Below are 14,738 nucleotides of genomic sequence, written 5' to 3'. Positions count from 1 at the left end.
GCTACCGCTGACCCAGACCCCGACCCCGACCCGACCGCTATCCCAGCCCCAGCCCCTGTCCCTGTCCCGCTCGCTGTCCCGCTCCTTTCCTCCCCGCGTCGGGGCCTCGGGGGCGAGCCCCGCCGTCGGGGCGGAAAGGGAACTATGTCACTGCGAATTCAGACTATCGCACTCGAAGTCATCTCTCTCTTGCGTCCGCTGATGCCGAGGCTGCGGCGCTTCGATAGCTCACTTGCCAATCAAATCGCGCGCAGCGCTTCGAGCATTGCGCTGAACATCGGTGAAGGAGAGCACTCATCCGGAGGCACGCGGCGCCAGCGCTACTTGAGCGCCGCCGGCTCCGCGAATGAGACTTGCAGCGCGCTCAAGGTGGCGCTTGCCTGGGGTTACTTGCAGCGCCAGGACTGTGAGGTGCTGTTTCAACGCCTCGACCATATCCTCGCGGTACTCTGGAAGCTCACGCGGCCAGCGTAGTGCGGCGTAGCTGCGCCGGGAGCGGCGCTGAGGACCTCGACATCGCCCTACGGCGTTGACCTGCTACACTGGGCGCGATGACCGCGCTCCCGCTCGCGACGTACGCAGACGTGCTGGCTGCTCCGTCACATTCTGTTGCGGAGCTGGTCGGTGGCACGTTGGTGACGTCGGCGCGCCCGGCTGCAGCTCAGGCCCACGCCGCGGGCGTGCTGAGGATGGATCTTGGCTCGGCTTTCCAGCGCGCGCGCGGCGGTCCCGGAGGTTGGTGGCTTCTCCACGGAGCCGAGTTCCACTTCGACGAGGACGTGGTGGTGCCCGACATCGCTGGCTGGCGCCGCGAGCGCATGCCAGTTCCCCCAAACGTTCCGTACTTCACGCTGGAGCCGGACTGGTTGTGCGAGGTGCTCTCCCCCTCAACCGAGGCCTTCGACCGCACCGACAAGCTTGCCGTGTACTCACGTGCAGGTGTTAGCTGGGTTTGGTTGGTCAACCCAATCCAGCGCACGCTCGAGATCCTCAAGCTCTCGGGTAGTCGCTGGGAGCTCTACGCGACACACAAGGAGGCTGAGCGTATCCGTGCGGAGCCGTTCGACGCCATCGAGCTCGAGCTGAACGACCTCTGGCTGCCTCGAAAGTGACTAGGCGTCGGCGGCGTTCAGTAGCTCGTAGGCCTTCCTATCGTAGGAGGCGATGAGAAAGACGCGCCCTTCGCTGAAGCGAACCTCGTCGAGGCGTTCGGTGAATGTGCCGAGCTTGACCAGCTTGTCTTCGCGCTGTCGATAGACGACCAGCCGGTTCTTGGCCTTCGTGAAGGCGAACAGAAGGCGCAGGTTTGGCTCAGCGACCACGCCCACGAAGCCGGGCACCTTCACTTCGCCGACGTGGATGAACTTTGACTTACGGCGCGTGAACCAGCGCACAGTCGAGTCAAGCCAGTGGATCACATCGTCAGGGCCCGCCGCGCGGACGCTCGACGAGTTGACGTCCACTCGCTTCGAACGATCGGAGCCCACGTCGACTTCTGCGCAGGTCTCCGCCGCCAAGTCGAACCACTGAAAGGTCCGAGTGTCATCGATGACGGCGAGCTGCCCACTCGGATCGAGGGCAAGAGTAGGACGGATGACGTGCTTTGGCATCGCGAGTTCGCGCCATTCGCCCTCCGCTGGACGCCAGACAACCGTGTTTGGTCCGGGCGTGCCCACGACGACGGCGAGCAGTCCGTCCCGGCTGAAGGCGTGAGGCGGCCGCCAGGTGCCGTCGCGGAGCCGGGGCGCCAAGTAGGTCAGCTCGGCGTCGCTGAGTTTGTAGGGCGAGCGTTCAGCTTCTGGGACGTCCGTCAGCTCCAGCGGCGCGAGCGCTATCTTTAGCTTCTTGGAGCCTGCTTTCTGCTTCGAAGGCGCCTTCTCGGCGCCCTCTTTCGGCTTGGCTTTCGCCGGCTTGAGCTTCACCCAGTTCAGGAACGATTCCTCCACGCCACGCACAGCAAAGCGCTCGCGAGTCATCGCGGTATCGATGACGATCATCCCATCCTCCACCGCACTTCGCCCTGAATACTCACCCTTCAGGGTCGCGAGCGCCTTCAGCTTGCCTTCGTGGTAGCCAATGAAGGTCATGTCCTTGCGGAAATGACCTGCGGCGAGTACCGCGCCGGGGACCACGGTGGCCAGACTCGACGCCATGCCGGACCAACCGCCCTTCTTTCGCAGCTGCGCGAGCGGCTCGGGCTTGTCGTGAGTGAAGTCGAACACGTAGATGCCGGCTGCGTTGCGTACTGCCCAGAGGTCGCCCAACGCCGCGACTGAGACCGCGCCAGCGTCCGACACCCAAGCGAGGCGCGCGGCACCCGATTTGAAATCCACATGGTAAATGTCTCGACCGATCAGCGCGAGGGCGTGACTACCACTGCCGTGGACTTCCACGACGAGGTAGTAGGGGTTCTCCGGCAGCCCCGTCACCTCACGGCGTGAGCCGTCGTCGTCGAGAAACGCGATGCCTTGCGGTTTGTTGTCTTTGAAGATGCGTGCGCAGGGCCGCGGGCTGTCCAAGAGCGGGTGGTCGCCGTCGAAGAGCCACAGCGAGGTGTGCTTGCCTTGCTTCGTCTGTTCGCTTTGGGGCGAAGGGACGTTCAGTGCGCCCCAGTCTCGCTCTTGCTCTTGGTTGCTGTCTTGGCTCTGCTCGAGTGGGAGCAGCTCCAAGCCGGAGTTCTGCGCGCCTTTGAGTGCTCGCTCGTGCGCCACCGCCGCGCGTGTGGCCTTGCGGGCCGCTTCGAAGTCTGGATTCGGCGCAAACTCCGGCCAGCTGGGCTCGACCTTGCGCCCATCGAGGCCCGGTGGCGGCACGGGCCCGGGGGGCCAGTAGTTGGTCTCGCGGGCGCCGAGGTGCGCGGCGTGCCATAGCGGCGCGATGCGATCGATCGCCTTCGCGAGCTCCCACACTTGGGAGAACGCGGGACGGGACTTCAACCAGCGCTCGCCTATCCAGAAGAGCGCGAACGGCCCACTCCAGAGCCACTCCTTCTCGGCGGGGTTCGCCGGGCCGCTCGCCAGGGTGCGCTCGAAGCAGTTTGCGATCGCAGCCACCTGTGCGCTGGTCGGCGGCTGTTCGAACCGCAGCTCATAGCGGTGCCCGTCGTTGGCGCCCTCGGACCAGTCTGGCGGAAACGCGTTGAAGAATCGGAACGGCATCGGCCAGGCAGCCTAACACGCGCGCGCGTCTCTTCCGCCCGGGCTGCGCCCCGTTTGCCCGGAACCGAGAGCCTTTCGGATTGGCGTCCCAGCCCGCTCAAACGCGGCGTTGCCTCCGCAACGAGTGAAGGCAACGCCGCGTTTCCGCATGGTACGACTAGCGCCGGCCGACGAGGCGCACCAGAGTGCCCAGCACGTGGTCGAAGCTGGCACGAAGCTCGGCGCTGAGCGGCGGCATATAGCCGAACGCTGTAGCGGTCTCGAAGCACGCTTGGGCCTCACGCAGGGAGCCTAGCGCCGTGTGGTAGCGCGCCACGCGATTGCGCCCTTGACTGTAGCTACCTTCGGCCACGTTGAGGGGCGCGCTTGAGAGGGCCCGCCTGCACTGGCGAGCCAGATCGGGGTCGCGCCGCTCGAGCTGACCAATGAGTGGGCCGAGTGAGTGAATCAACTCGAGCAACACGGGATAGATACGTAGCATGAATACCTCCGGGAAACGCGCCAACGCACCGCGCGCTGGCGCGTCCCCGCCGCTCCACCGCGCGCAGGCGCGGTCGAGGCTGCGGGCAGAGCCCGCACCGCGCGCAGCCACGCGCAGGACGAAGTCCGAGCCTGGCGAGCACGGCCTCGGCCTCGACCGCACCGAGCACGGTGGAAAAATGGGGAGCGAGCGCGAGAGGAAGTGCGGGTGCGGGGTGCAAGTGCGAGGGGGAGGGGTAGTGCTAGCGCGGGTGCGGGCGCGCGAGAGGGAGAGCAATGCGAGGAGGGTGAGGGTGCGATCCTCGAAGCAAGCAATGCGAGCGCAGCGAGCGCGCCGTCGCTCCGAGCAGCGCAGCAATGCGAGCGCAGCGAGCGCGCCATCACTTCGAGCAGAGCGGCAATGCGAGCGCAGCGAGCGAGCCGTCACTTGAAGCAATGCGAGCGCAGCGAGCGAGCCCAGCCGCTAGCGCCGACTGAAAGTGTCAACGATATCGTGGCACAGCGGCCGCCACACGCCCTCGCACTCCCACCCGCGCTACCCGTCGACTAGGGGTACGAGAGCGTGACGGTGAGCCCAAGCTGGACGCTAAACGGGATCTCATCCGGCAGGTCTTTGCGATAGGGGTCAGGACCTGGACCGTAGTCGACCAGGCAGAAGTCGCCGCTCGCCTTTTGAAGGCCCTTCGTAGCACCGACATGAACGGCGAGCGCTAGTGGGTTCGCCACCCATCCGAGGAAAGCCCGAGCCATGAATACTCCGCCCCCGTAGTGTTGGTAGGCGCAGTGCCCGACTCGGTAGCTTGCGCCATCGGTAATGAACCCCAAGGCCAGGTCACCCCCGCCGACCAGCTGGGGGATTCCAAGCTCAAGCTCAACGCCCACCCGAAGAGGTACGAAGACCGTGAGCCCCAAGTCACTCCGCTCCGTCGTAAGTGCGTCTTGAAGGGTCAGCTGATAGTGCCAGACCTCGAAACCAGCGGAGAACGGACCGTACGCCGCCCCAGCGCCCGCCCCCACGGCGCCTCGACGGCCCCCGCCTGGAATCCAGCTACCGTGCCCCTCCAGCTCGCCTCGCCATCCGGCGAATTCCGTATCCGCGCCAGCGCGCTCAGTGGTCAGGATAACTACCAACGCTACCAAGTGTGCCCAACGCTTCCGTGCGGTCCCGGTCATTCAGATCCCTCTAGGTCGCAAAGGGCCCGTGTGATATACACCGTCGTATGTCTAGCACGCTCCGAAAGTCGCCTTCCACACTCGCAGTGGCAATCGCCTTTTTCGGCTGCAGCTCAGAGCAGCCCCAAGACCCGCCCCTGCCGAGGACGGCGCAGCCGCTAGCGGGGAACTTGAACGTGGGACGACACGGCGACAACCGGGTGGGTGTCGGCTGTCGGACAGGTTGATGTCACGACGCCTAGGCAAGGCGGATGCTCGGGCACGCTGATTGGCCCTTCGGTCGTGCTCACCGCTGGACACTGTCTGGATGATGGCATCCCCGTCTCATTCTACCTGCCCCAGAGCAACACAGCCTACCCGGTCTCCCAAGGTGCCAGAGCTGGCAACCACCTGACCGATTCGCCGTGCTTCGAACGGTCGAACCACTCCTCGAAGGCCAGGGACCTTGCGTTGTTGTGGCTGAGTGCGCCGGTGCCAAGCTCAGTGGCTGAGCCGGCACAGATCTTCGAGGGATCCATCAGCAAGGAGATCTGGCATGCAAAGCAGAACTACCTTGCGGGATTCGGCAGAGGGCTGAACGACGATTTTGGCTGTGACGTGCCTGACGACGGGTTCATCCCACCTGCCCGAAGTCGAGGATGGGCACCACTCGACGCGACTGTCCATTGGCAAGCTGATCCTCGAGATGGATTCTGGGAACAGCACTGCCATCCTTTCCGTGCAGAATTTAGCTACCATACGAACCCACACGTGCTCCACGGAGACTCCGGAGGCCCGCTGATAACCCGGTTCGATTATGGTTACCGAGTCATGGGGGTCCTGTCTGGCGGCGAGTGTTGGGACGAGCAGATCATCTACTCGAGCGTCGAGCTGAACTACCCTTGGATCGTCGGGCAGCTCGGTGGCGACCTTGACCATGATGGCGTCTTGGACGGTCTCGACAATTGCCCGCCCACCAGGTGCAAGAAGCTTGGTCTTGATCCGGAGGCGTGCGCGAACCCTGATCAAGCCGATGACGATGACGATGGAATCGGTGAAGTGTGTGACAACTGTCCCGCTTCCAAGTGCGCTACGACGGTGCCCGGATTCGACTGCGTAAACCCCGACCAAGCGGACGGCGACCAGGACGGTGAAGGAGACCAATGTGACCTCTGTCCCGACAAGGCCACGCTGACCTACGACAAGGCCACGCTGACCTACGACGAGGACGGAGACGGCGTCGGCGAGGCCTGCGACAACTGCCCCGGCCTCTACCAGGAGTTTCCGCACTGTGGGACCAATGCCGTGTGTACGGGCCGCTGCATCACAACCGGGAGTTCACCCCACTGCTCACAACTCCCGGACCGAGATGGAGACGGCACGGGGGATAGCTGCGATACGTGTCCAGACATCGCCTCCTACGACACCAAGAACTCCAACTCGTGGTCGGAGCAAAGAGAGCTAGCCGCACCCATTGTGGACGTTTGCGACCAGGTCCCGCAGGTGCGAGTGACCCAAACGCACCGTGACAATTTCGGAGCCCCGACGGTCATCCTCGGCGCCGAACCGATTCTGGGCGGTGGTGTGCCAGCGGTATCGGGTCGGGCACAGATGGGTTTCTGTTCTTGTCATGACCCCGTTGATGGCCGGGACCTCAACGAAGAGGAGTGCCTGGACAACCAGCAACAATGCAGCGCCTGGAAGTATCCTCAGAACAGCATTTGGCATCCAGTCACGCTGGGAGCGGGTGGTGACATCACGCAGGTCACGCCGTTCCCACCCAGTCCGCTGAGCTTCACCTCTTCCTTCTCCTTTGAACCCGTCGGTGCGCTTCGCTCGAAAGAGATGTACTGGAATTGGAGGGCTGACGTGGACGCCGGACGCATTGATGGGATCGACTGCCCCGGCGGTACATGCAGGGCATACGGGGCGTTCATGATGTCCTCGGTCGTGAGTACGTCCACTTCGAATCGAGACGGGTTCTATGCGATTCGAGACACCCACAAGGTCGTGAGAGCGCCATTCCTCAGGGAATCACCGGCCCACGACGCGCCCGAGTGGCTTGACCCCTGCGCTCCTTCGGGCTGTACGTGGTACCGCCCGGACCTCGAACTAATCCGCCCGCCGGAGTGGCTAGCCCAACCTGGCGTGTTGGTGGTCGAGCAGGATGGAGCTCCATCGATCCTCACGGAAGAGGGCCCCTATCTGGCGACGCTCGAGTCAAACCCGGCAGTCGTCCAAGCCCTCTCAACACCCGGTCAACGCTGGATCAGCGCAGCAGAGACTCCGAGGCAAACTGCGGTCTTGAAGGCAGCATTGCCTGGGCTTGAAGCGGTTCGTGTACCCAGGGACCTGGGCGACAACATCCAGGGCTTGACCCTCCAACGTGGAGGCGGAGAGGTCGGACTCGGTTCGTTTGGCAGTCTGGGAGGCGACGGACCCGGTCTGGGGTTCGCTGCGCTTGCTTCACAGCAGGCGTCGCCGGGCCGCAGGATGGGGCCGGAGTACGTTCTCTCCGCCACGCTTGGGCAACTGTTCGTGGTGGGTGGGGAAGTGGGCGTCGACCCGATCGCCGCTGGCGATATCTGGCGCTACGACCTTGCCCGAGGGTCGTGGCTGAAACTGGACACGACGTTCTTCGCCCCTAGCAGGGTCCTCAGTTCCACGTTCGACGCCAGCGCCCAACAGCTCGTCGTCCTTTCTCTGGATGACGACGACCGGCTCCTGGGCCACGCCCGAGCGCAGGTACACACCATTGATGTCCGGACAGGAGCGTCGAAGCTGGTGCTCTTCTGGCCATACCTTGGGATCTTCGACGATCACGCTGTCGCCGTGCTCGAGGACGGAGGCCTCGTTTTGGCGGCGAGCAAGGGCTACAAGACTACCTTGTGGCAGTTCCGATCTCACCATGGGCAGTACTGGCCAGCGGGCAGAGTGAATCTCAAGGGATCGATGCTGGACCGACCGGTGGCAGTGGACAACGGGTTGCTGTTTGCCCTTGCCAACCGCAAGGGGAACGTTCAGGTGAAGAGCGTGATCGACACGGACTTCAAGCCCGGACTTCCCTGTAGTGGCCTCTAGAACTTGGCTCCTCGTTTCGGGCCTCTTGGCCGCTGCTCTTGCGGCGCCACTGGCTTGCCAGGGGGACGAGGAGGCTAGCTCCAGCACTTCTGCTGGAGGTAGCGCGGGCTCAGACGCTGGCCACGCAGGCTCAAGCGGGGCCCCTTCTGGAGGAGCCTCGTCGGCGGGGGGTAGTCAGTCACCTGGAGGCAGCTCGTCAGGGGGGAACGCCGGGGCCGGCAGCGGTGGCACTGGTGGAACGCCGGATGATCCGTACGGAAACCTCGTTCCACCTTTGTGGACAAAGGCTTCCATCCCACAGCGAGACCTTGCCAATTGCGACATATTCGTTGGGGACCCTTCAAAGGTCCCTTGGCCGGCAGCCTCATGGGAACCAAGAGGAGCCTACGACGCCTTCGTGGTGAAGCCGCCGGAGTCCAATTGGATGTATCAAGGAACGCCGTGGGGGTGGACGCTCGCAAGGCATCAAATCGGGGGCGTTGATGGCCTGTTCCTCCACCTGAAGTTCGGGGGAACCCACCAGGGGGACGAGGTAATCGGCTTCGCTCGGATAGTCCGAGTTGGCGACCTCACCACCGTTGGCGTGCTCGCCAACCGGTACACGCACCCCACCACGGTGGTATGCGGCCAGGGCAACTACCGAGAGTCGGGCTTGGACGTCCACTATGGAGGCCTGATCGAGCCCTTCTACGCGCGGCTGAACCCCAAGGCCGGGACATGGTCCTTCGTCCCGCACAACGACGAATTCAACGGTGCCCAGGGGTTTGACTTGGAGACCCCGTGGGAGGAGTACGTAGCAGCGACCGGTGGTGTGCTCCGGCTCATCCCAACCACTGGCTTATCCGAGGCGATCCGTTCCAACACCGCCACGAGGTTTCCTGCAAGTTTGGGTGACACCGCCGTGTGGAGCGAAAACGGTGAAGTCTGGTCGACCAAGGGCGGTCTGACCCCAACGAGAGCCCTGAGCGGGGCCCCCGAATACCCCTGCTCCGTCGGGATCACGCCTGAGTGGGTTTTTGGTGCGGGCGAGCAGACCGCTGCCGGGAGATGTCGGAACTACCCAACGAACGCAAAGGTCTGGAGGGCCAAGCGGAACGGCGACGGCTCGCTAGGGAGCGTGGAGTTTGGGCCCACCATCACGGTGCAGGGGTTCTTCAACTACGCTCATGGTTGGGGCGATTTCATCGGCTTTGCAACGATTCTGCAGGGGAATGTTGAACTGTTCGTGGTGCGCCTCTCGGACTGGAAGACGTGGCAACTGAACAAGGAAGCGGGTGACTCGTTCCACTCCGACGTTTGGGGTATCGACGGCGAGTACCTGTATGCAGCTATCAACCACACCAACCTCGAAGTTGAGGAGCTGCGTCGGTACCCCCTCGCCAAGCTCGACGATGTTGCGACGATCATCCCGGCGAACTGACGAAACTACTTGTGAGACGCCTCTCTGGACATGAGGCTGTACGTTGCTGGTTACGCTTCAAAGCGCCGCTATTGATCCTTCCGTGGCCTTCCTCGGGTCTTGGCTGGCGGTGGCACCTCTGGTGGATCGAGCAAGCTGGGCATCGGCACCTTGAGCGCTCGGGCCAAGCGAACCAGAGTGTGGATCCTCAGGTTCTGCTTCCCAGTTTCCACAAGGGAAACCCATTGAGGCGTGTTGTTGAGCACGGGGAATCGCCTGGTGGCTTTCGTGTTGCAAGCCCCCGCCAAGCTCACCGGCCACGTGCGGTCGCTGGCCGAGGCACCACCCTCCAGAAGATGATGATCTTGGCGTCGTTCTGAACAACCTCTTCGTGGACGATCTCAAGCCGGCCTTTCTGCTCGGTTTCGACTCGGCCTTCCACTTGTCGAATTCCTTCTGGAATTCGTTCCCCAGAACTCCTTGATCGAATGCGCCTTCGACTTTCGGCATGTCGGGATCATAGTCGAACTCGAGCACAGCGCGGATGGCATCTCGGAGGCGTCGTAGTAGGGGCTCAAGGCGCAAGAGGGGCATGATCTACTGGCGCAACAAGTACATCATGCCCACGGGCTCCAGCTGATCGTGAATTCCCCACGCTGATCGAGAACCCCGGGCTCGCACGAGGTTTTCAGGCAAAGCCCCCGCGCTGGCTCTCGCTCTCGCCCTCGCTCTCGCTCTCGCTCTCGCCCTCGCTCTCGCTCTCGCTCTCGCCCCCGCTCTCGCTCTCGCCCCCGCTCTCGCCCCCGCTCACTCACCCTGTTCGGCGTAAACCTCTTTCAAGATCTCCGCCACCGCCTCAAACAGTTCCTCGGGGATCTGCTCGCCGACTTCTAGCTCGACCAGCGCTCGCGCCACGGGAATGTCTCTGACCACGGGTACTCCGTAGGCCCGAGCGGCGTCGATCATCAGCTTGGCCATTTCGCCGCGGCCGCTGGCGACCACCTCCGGGGCGTCGTGCTCGGCGTCTTCGTAGCGCAGCGCGACGGCGACGTGGGTCGGGTTCACGACGACCACCGTTGCTTTCCGTACGGCATTGAGTGCGTCGCCACGTAGGGCCTCTTCGTGGGCGCGGCGCCGGGCAGCCTTGATCTCGGGGTCACCCTCGGACTCCTTGTGCTCGCGCTTGACCTCGTCCTTGGTCATGCGCAGGCGCTTCATCCACGCGCGGCGCGTGATCAGGATGTCCACGCCGGCCAGCGCGAGTCCCACCGCAGCAGCGATCCAAGCCAAGTGCCGTGAGAGGTCGCCCGCGACGGCTGCCGCCCGCGGCGCTTCGCCGATGGTGGAGGCGAGGCTCGGCAGCTGAGCGCGCAGCTCGCGTACCGTGAGCCACGCGAGCACTAGCGCCGTGACGAGCGCCCGGGTCAGGTTGAAGAGCCGCTGACCGCTGAAGACGTTCTTGAGGCCGTTGATGGGATTGAGCTTCGAAAGATCCGGCGAGAGGCGCTTGGGGGCGATGAGCCCGCCGGTTTGCACCGTACCCACAGCGAACGCCGTGAGCGCACCAGTCGCCACCAGCGGCAGGCTCAGAGTCAGCACTTGCCACGCAGCCACCTCGGGCTCCGGGGAAGCGCCGTTCAACACCGCGATCAGCGTGCGCGAGCTCTCGGAGAGCAGCCGGGCAAGGGCGCTTGGAGCGATCGCGAGCACCGCACAGAACACCGCTGCCTGACCGAGCGCCGACGAGACGGGGCTGTCCCCGTCTTGACGGGCCTTTTTCAGCCGTCTTGGTGTCGGATCCTCGGTCTTTTCGCTCACGCAGGGCGAGCGTAGTGCTCATTTCTCGTACGCCGCAAGGGGAGGCGACCTGCATGCGCTGGCTTTCGACCAGCGACGGCTGCAGTTGCGCGACTTAGGCCGACTCGTCCCGCTTGGATGCCGCGAGGAAGCAGGCGTGGTGCAATGCAGCGCGCCTCACCCCCAAACCTAGCTCGGGATCCTGAGACGGGGCTAGAAAGGGAAGCTCCAGCCGCTGCGCCAGGCGTTGGCGGTTTGCTGGATGATGGGCGTGCGAAGTTGCGGCGGCGGGTGGGAGTTCTCGAAGGTGAACAGCACGTCGATGGGGCTCATTTGATCCATGCCGGCGAAGAAGCGCATGGTCAGCAAGCCGCCGGCTTCGGTCCAGCGGAAGTCCGTGCGGTTCTTGCCTGCGGTGAGCACGTTCTTGGTGCCCTCGACGTCGGCCGCGATTTCGTTCGGCTGGTTGAAGAGCGGCACGGCGCCGGACAGCACGCGGCCAATTTCCCCAGGGCTAAGCGGGCCATCTTGAGCGGTGCAGGGGAGGTGACCGAGGTAGTGATGCGCCAGCTCGTGGCCCATCACGAATGCAATTTGCTCGTCGAGCAGCTGGTGCGCGCGGGCGACGCGGCGACCATCGACTTGCTGCGTTGGGTTGAAGAAACCCACCGGCGGTTGCACGATGGGCGACTTTGGCCGCTGGTTTTTGGCGAGGAAGGCGATGTACTCGTCGACCTTGCGGGTGCCGAAGATTTCGTCGTTGGCCTTGGCCTGGGCGAGGTGGGATTCGATGTCGAGCAGGCCATCGGTGATCGCCATCATCGAGCGACCGTCGATGCAACCCGCGAAGGCGTTTACTTCACCCACGGTGCTGTCGACCACGAGCGGTATGCCTTTGACTCGGCTCTGCTTCCCTGCATCGAGGGCCGCGATCAGATCCGTCATCACCACCTGGGCTCGGTTCCGCATGTAAGCGATGTCGACCAGGTTGATGGGATCGTTGAGCACCGGCCCCGTCGGGGCGTTGGGCACCGGTGCCGGCGCGGTGGGAGCTGGCTGCGCTTGATAGCCGGGTTGCCCTGGTTGCGGTTGGCCGTAACCGGGCTGCCCGTACCCAGGCTGGCCATATTGGGGCTGCCCGTAGTACGGCTGTTGGCCGTAAGGCTGCGGCTGTTGAGCACCACGACCACTGCTCTCCGGCTCGCAACCGACGAGCAGTGCCAACGCGATGCCAACCAGACCGAGACTGCGCCTCATAGCTCCTCACTGTAGCGCCGAGCTTTGAAACTTGCTCGCCTGCGCGGGGAAGGTGGCGCTCGGATCAGCCGAAGACGGCCACCAACCCGATGAATGCCGCGTAAATCAAAACGTAAAAACCGCCCTCAGGACGCCCAATCGTGCGCCCCTTTCGCATGGATACGGCGCAAGCGACGGTCACCACCCCTAACATGAGCAAATCGACGGGGACGCCAGCAAACCCCGTGGGAATGGGCCGCACCAGGCTGGTCACGCCGAGGATCAGCAAGATGTTGAACAAGTTGGAGCCGACGACGTTGCCCACCGCGAGCTCCGAGTGGCCGCGTAGCGCCGCGACCAATGAGGCTGCGAGCTCCGGCAGGGAAGTGCCCACGGCCACGATGGTCAGTCCGATCACGCGCTCGCTCATGCCGTAGCGCGTGGCGACGCCCACGGCGCCGTCCACGAATACGTCGCCGCCCCTCACCAGCACGGCGAGCCCAACCGCGAAGAACCCGAGCAGCGCCAAGCGGCCTCGCGACTCGTCGATGTCCTCCAGCTCCGCTTGCTCGCCTTCGCCCTGGCGCGCGCCTTTCAAGGTGAGCCAGGTGAAAGCCACTGCGCCGAAGGTCAAGAGCGCGCCTTCGATCCGCCCAATCTGTCCACCGAGCATGATCAGGGGAACCGCGAACGTCGCGAGCATCAACCAGGGAATTTCCCTGCGGATTAATGTGGGGTCGACCTTGGGTGGGGCGATCAGCGCGGTGATGCCCAGGATGAGCCCGATGTTGGCGACGTTGGAGCCGACGACGTTGCCGACGGCGATGTCGCTCTTGCCGTCCAAGGCGGCGGCCACGCTGACGGCGAGCTCCGGCGCGCTGGTGCCGTAGCTCACGACCGTGAGGCCGATCACCAGCGGCGGCACCCCGAACGCGCGGGCGAGCCCAGCCGCACCTCGGACCAGCCATTCGGCGCCGAAGTACAGCATCAGGCCTCCGATCAGGAGCCGCGCGATGTCGCTGAGCATGGATTCAATGCGGGACCAGGCGCTGCCTGGCTTTTCGGGTTTGGGGGTGAGGCGAGGCGGAAAGCAACGAGGAAACTACGGTATACGCCGCGCGTCCAGTGACCCTTGCCTCCTGGTATGCTCTCGCCCGTGCGTAAGCTCGAGCTTCACTGGCAAATCCTGATCGCCCTTCTCTTGGCGATCGTCCTTGGCAAGCTCGGTACGCCGGACAGCGCCATCTTTGGCGTGCACCTGAAGGCTGTAGCGGACTTCGTTGGCGAACTATTCCTGCGGGCGCTGCGCATGCTGGTGGTGCCGCTGATCATGGCGTCGATCATTTCCGCGGTCGCCGGCTTGGGGGAGACGCACTCCCTGGGTCGCTTGGGTCTAAAGACCGCGGCCTACTACATCACGACTTCGCTCGTCGCGATCCTGATCGGTCTCGTGGTGGTGGACCTGATCCAGCCGGGGATCGTCAACGGCGTGGCCGCCAAGGAGCAGATCGGCCTGTCCGGTGACGTGGTCGGGGTGCAGAAGGCGGTCGAGGGACGCAGCGGCAAGGATGTCGTGGAGGTGTTCCTGCGCCTGGTGCCGAAGAACGTCGTGGAGGACGCGGCCAAGGGGGAGATGCTGGGGCTAATCTTCTTTTCGCTGCTCTTCGGCTTCTTTACCACGCGGATAGACGACGAGAAGCGCCGGGTGGTGCGTGCGTTCTGGGATGGTGTGTATGACATCATGCTCAAGATCACCGACTGGGTGATCGGCTTCGCGCCCATCGGTGTGTTTGCGCTGGTGTTCAAGGTGGTGCTGACGACGGGCTTCGACGCCTTTCGGCCGCTCTTGGTGTTCTTCTTCTGTGTGCTCTTGGCCCTCGCGCTGCACCTGTTCGTGGCCTTGCCGCTGCTCATGCGCTTGGTCGGCGGCATCAACCCGCTCAAGCAGTACAAGGCGATGGCCCCGGCCCTCCTGATGGCGTTTTCCACGGCGTCCTCCTCCGCCACGTTGCCCCTCACCATGGATTGCGTTCAGGATCGCGCGAACGTTTCCTCGCGGGTGAGCAGCTTCACCTTGCCTTTGGGCGCCACGGTGAACATGGATGGCACCGCGCTGTATGAGTGCGTCGCGGCGATCTTCATCGCTCAGGCGTACGGTGTTCACCTCACGCTCACCCAGCAGTTCACGGTGGTGCTGATCGCCCTACTGACGTCCATCGGTGTGGCAGGGATCCCCGCAGCGAGCTTGGTCGCGATCACGCTGATTCTGACTTCCATCGGCTTGCCGGTGGAGGCCATCGGTCTCATCCTCGCGGTGGACCGAGTGCTCGATATGTGTCGAACTGCCGTCAACGTGTTCAGCGATTCCTGTGGCGCCGTGATCATCGCGAAGAGCGAAGGTGAGTCGGTGCTCAGCGAGCCTGCGGAGGCCTGAG

11 protein-coding genes are annotated in these 14,738 nt (G+C 64.0%); 5 read left to right on the top strand and 6 right to left on the bottom strand.

Features of this window, described 5'->3' with window-relative positions:
* Positions 1 to 144: 144 nt before the first annotated feature.
* Together H6718_00320 and H6718_00315 are read left to right on the top strand one after the other, a co-directional pair.
* Positions 145 to 474, top strand: coding sequence for a four helix bundle protein (locus tag H6718_00320; protein ID MCB9583806.1), 330 nt, complete (start codon positions 145 to 147; stop codon positions 472 to 474).
* 77 nt (positions 475 to 551) lie between these two features.
* Positions 552 to 1,112 (top strand): Uma2 family endonuclease, encoded by a 561-nt coding sequence (locus H6718_00315; GenBank protein ID MCB9583805.1) that lies wholly within the window; start codon positions 552 to 554, stop codon positions 1,110 to 1,112.
* On the opposite strand, the gene H6718_00310 is transcribed toward H6718_00315, so the two are convergent.
* The 3 genes from H6718_00310 to H6718_00300 form a co-directional block, all read right to left on the bottom strand.
* Positions 1,113 to 3,158 (bottom strand): hypothetical protein, encoded by a 2,046-nt coding sequence (locus tag H6718_00310; protein ID MCB9583804.1) that lies wholly within the window; start codon positions 3,156 to 3,158, stop codon positions 1,113 to 1,115.
* 157 nt (positions 3,159 to 3,315) lie between these two features.
* The gene (locus tag H6718_00305; GenBank protein ID MCB9583803.1) at positions 3,316 to 3,639 is read right to left on the bottom strand and encodes a four helix bundle protein; all 324 of its coding nucleotides are present in this window, start codon (positions 3,637 to 3,639) and stop codon (positions 3,316 to 3,318) included.
* A gap of 545 nt (positions 3,640 to 4,184) precedes the next feature.
* On the bottom strand, positions 4,185 to 4,811 hold the full coding sequence (locus H6718_00300) for a hypothetical protein (GenBank protein ID MCB9583802.1): 627 nt from the start codon (positions 4,809 to 4,811) through the stop codon (positions 4,185 to 4,187).
* Between the two features lie 204 nt (positions 4,812 to 5,015).
* Between H6718_00300 and H6718_00295 the strand changes: the two genes are divergently transcribed.
* Together H6718_00295 and H6718_00290 are read left to right on the top strand one after the other, a co-directional pair.
* On the top strand, positions 5,016 to 7,871 hold the full coding sequence (locus tag H6718_00295; protein ID MCB9583801.1) for a trypsin-like serine protease: 2,856 nt from the start codon (positions 5,016 to 5,018) through the stop codon (positions 7,869 to 7,871).
* A gap of 397 nt (positions 7,872 to 8,268) precedes the next feature.
* Positions 8,269 to 9,291: a hypothetical protein gene (locus tag H6718_00290; GenBank protein ID MCB9583800.1), complete on the top strand. Its 1,023-nt coding sequence runs from the start codon at positions 8,269 to 8,271 to the stop codon at positions 9,289 to 9,291.
* Positions 9,292 to 10,077: 786 nt separating this feature from the next.
* Here the strand turns inward: H6718_00290 and H6718_00285 are convergent.
* From H6718_00285 to H6718_00275, 3 genes are all read right to left on the bottom strand, one after another.
* Positions 10,078 to 11,088, bottom strand: a complete 1,011-nt coding sequence (locus H6718_00285) for an EscU/YscU/HrcU family type III secretion system export apparatus switch protein (protein ID MCB9583799.1) — start codon at positions 11,086 to 11,088, stop codon at positions 10,078 to 10,080.
* 192 nt (positions 11,089 to 11,280) lie between these two features.
* Positions 11,281 to 12,324 (bottom strand): M48 family metalloprotease, encoded by a 1,044-nt coding sequence (locus H6718_00280; GenBank protein ID MCB9583798.1) that lies wholly within the window; start codon positions 12,322 to 12,324, stop codon positions 11,281 to 11,283.
* Positions 12,325 to 12,388: 64 nt separating this feature from the next.
* Positions 12,389 to 13,330 carry a calcium/sodium antiporter gene (locus H6718_00275; protein MCB9583797.1) on the bottom strand — a complete coding sequence of 314 codons (942 nt, stop codon included), beginning with the start codon at positions 13,328 to 13,330 and terminating at the stop codon, positions 12,389 to 12,391.
* A 117-nt stretch (positions 13,331 to 13,447) separates the two neighbouring features.
* Here H6718_00275 and H6718_00270 point away from each other — a divergent pair, with 117 nt between their 5' ends.
* The gene (locus H6718_00270) at positions 13,448 to 14,737 is read left to right on the top strand and encodes a dicarboxylate/amino acid:cation symporter (GenBank protein MCB9583796.1); all 1,290 of its coding nucleotides are present in this window, start codon (positions 13,448 to 13,450) and stop codon (positions 14,735 to 14,737) included.
* Position 14,738 lies beyond the last annotated feature (1 nt).

The sequence above is a fragment of the Polyangiaceae bacterium genome, from assembly GCA_020633205.1.
GTDB lineage: Bacteria > Myxococcota_A > Polyangia > Polyangiales > Polyangiaceae > JAHBVY01.
The sequence above is the reverse complement of the archived record's forward strand: the minus strand, read 5'-3'. Positions and strand labels throughout refer to the sequence as shown.

What these genes read in the sequence shown, in the direction of transcription:
- H6718_00320 (MCB9583806.1), top strand. Translation starts at nt 145, where the DNA reads ATGTCACTGCGAATTCAGACTATCGCACTCGAAGTCATCTCTCTCTTG.
- H6718_00315 (MCB9583805.1), top strand. Translation starts at nt 552, where the DNA reads ATGACCGCGCTCCCGCTCGCGACGTACGCAGACGTGCTGGCTGCTCCG.
- H6718_00310 (MCB9583804.1), bottom strand. Translation starts at nt 3,158, where the DNA reads ATGCCGTTCCGATTCTTCAACGCGTTTCCGCCAGACTGGTCCGAGGGC.
- H6718_00305 (MCB9583803.1), bottom strand. Translation starts at nt 3,639, where the DNA reads ATGCTACGTATCTATCCCGTGTTGCTCGAGTTGATTCACTCACTCGGC.
- H6718_00300 (MCB9583802.1), bottom strand. Translation starts at nt 4,811, where the DNA reads ATGACCGGGACCGCACGGAAGCGTTGGGCACACTTGGTAGCGTTGGTA.
- H6718_00280 (MCB9583798.1), bottom strand. Translation starts at nt 12,324, where the DNA reads ATGAGGCGCAGTCTCGGTCTGGTTGGCATCGCGTTGGCACTGCTCGTC.
- H6718_00275 (MCB9583797.1), bottom strand. Translation starts at nt 13,330, where the DNA reads ATGCTCAGCGACATCGCGCGGCTCCTGATCGGAGGCCTGATGCTGTAC.
- H6718_00270 (MCB9583796.1), top strand. Translation starts at nt 13,448, where the DNA reads ATGCTCTCGCCCGTGCGTAAGCTCGAGCTTCACTGGCAAATCCTGATC.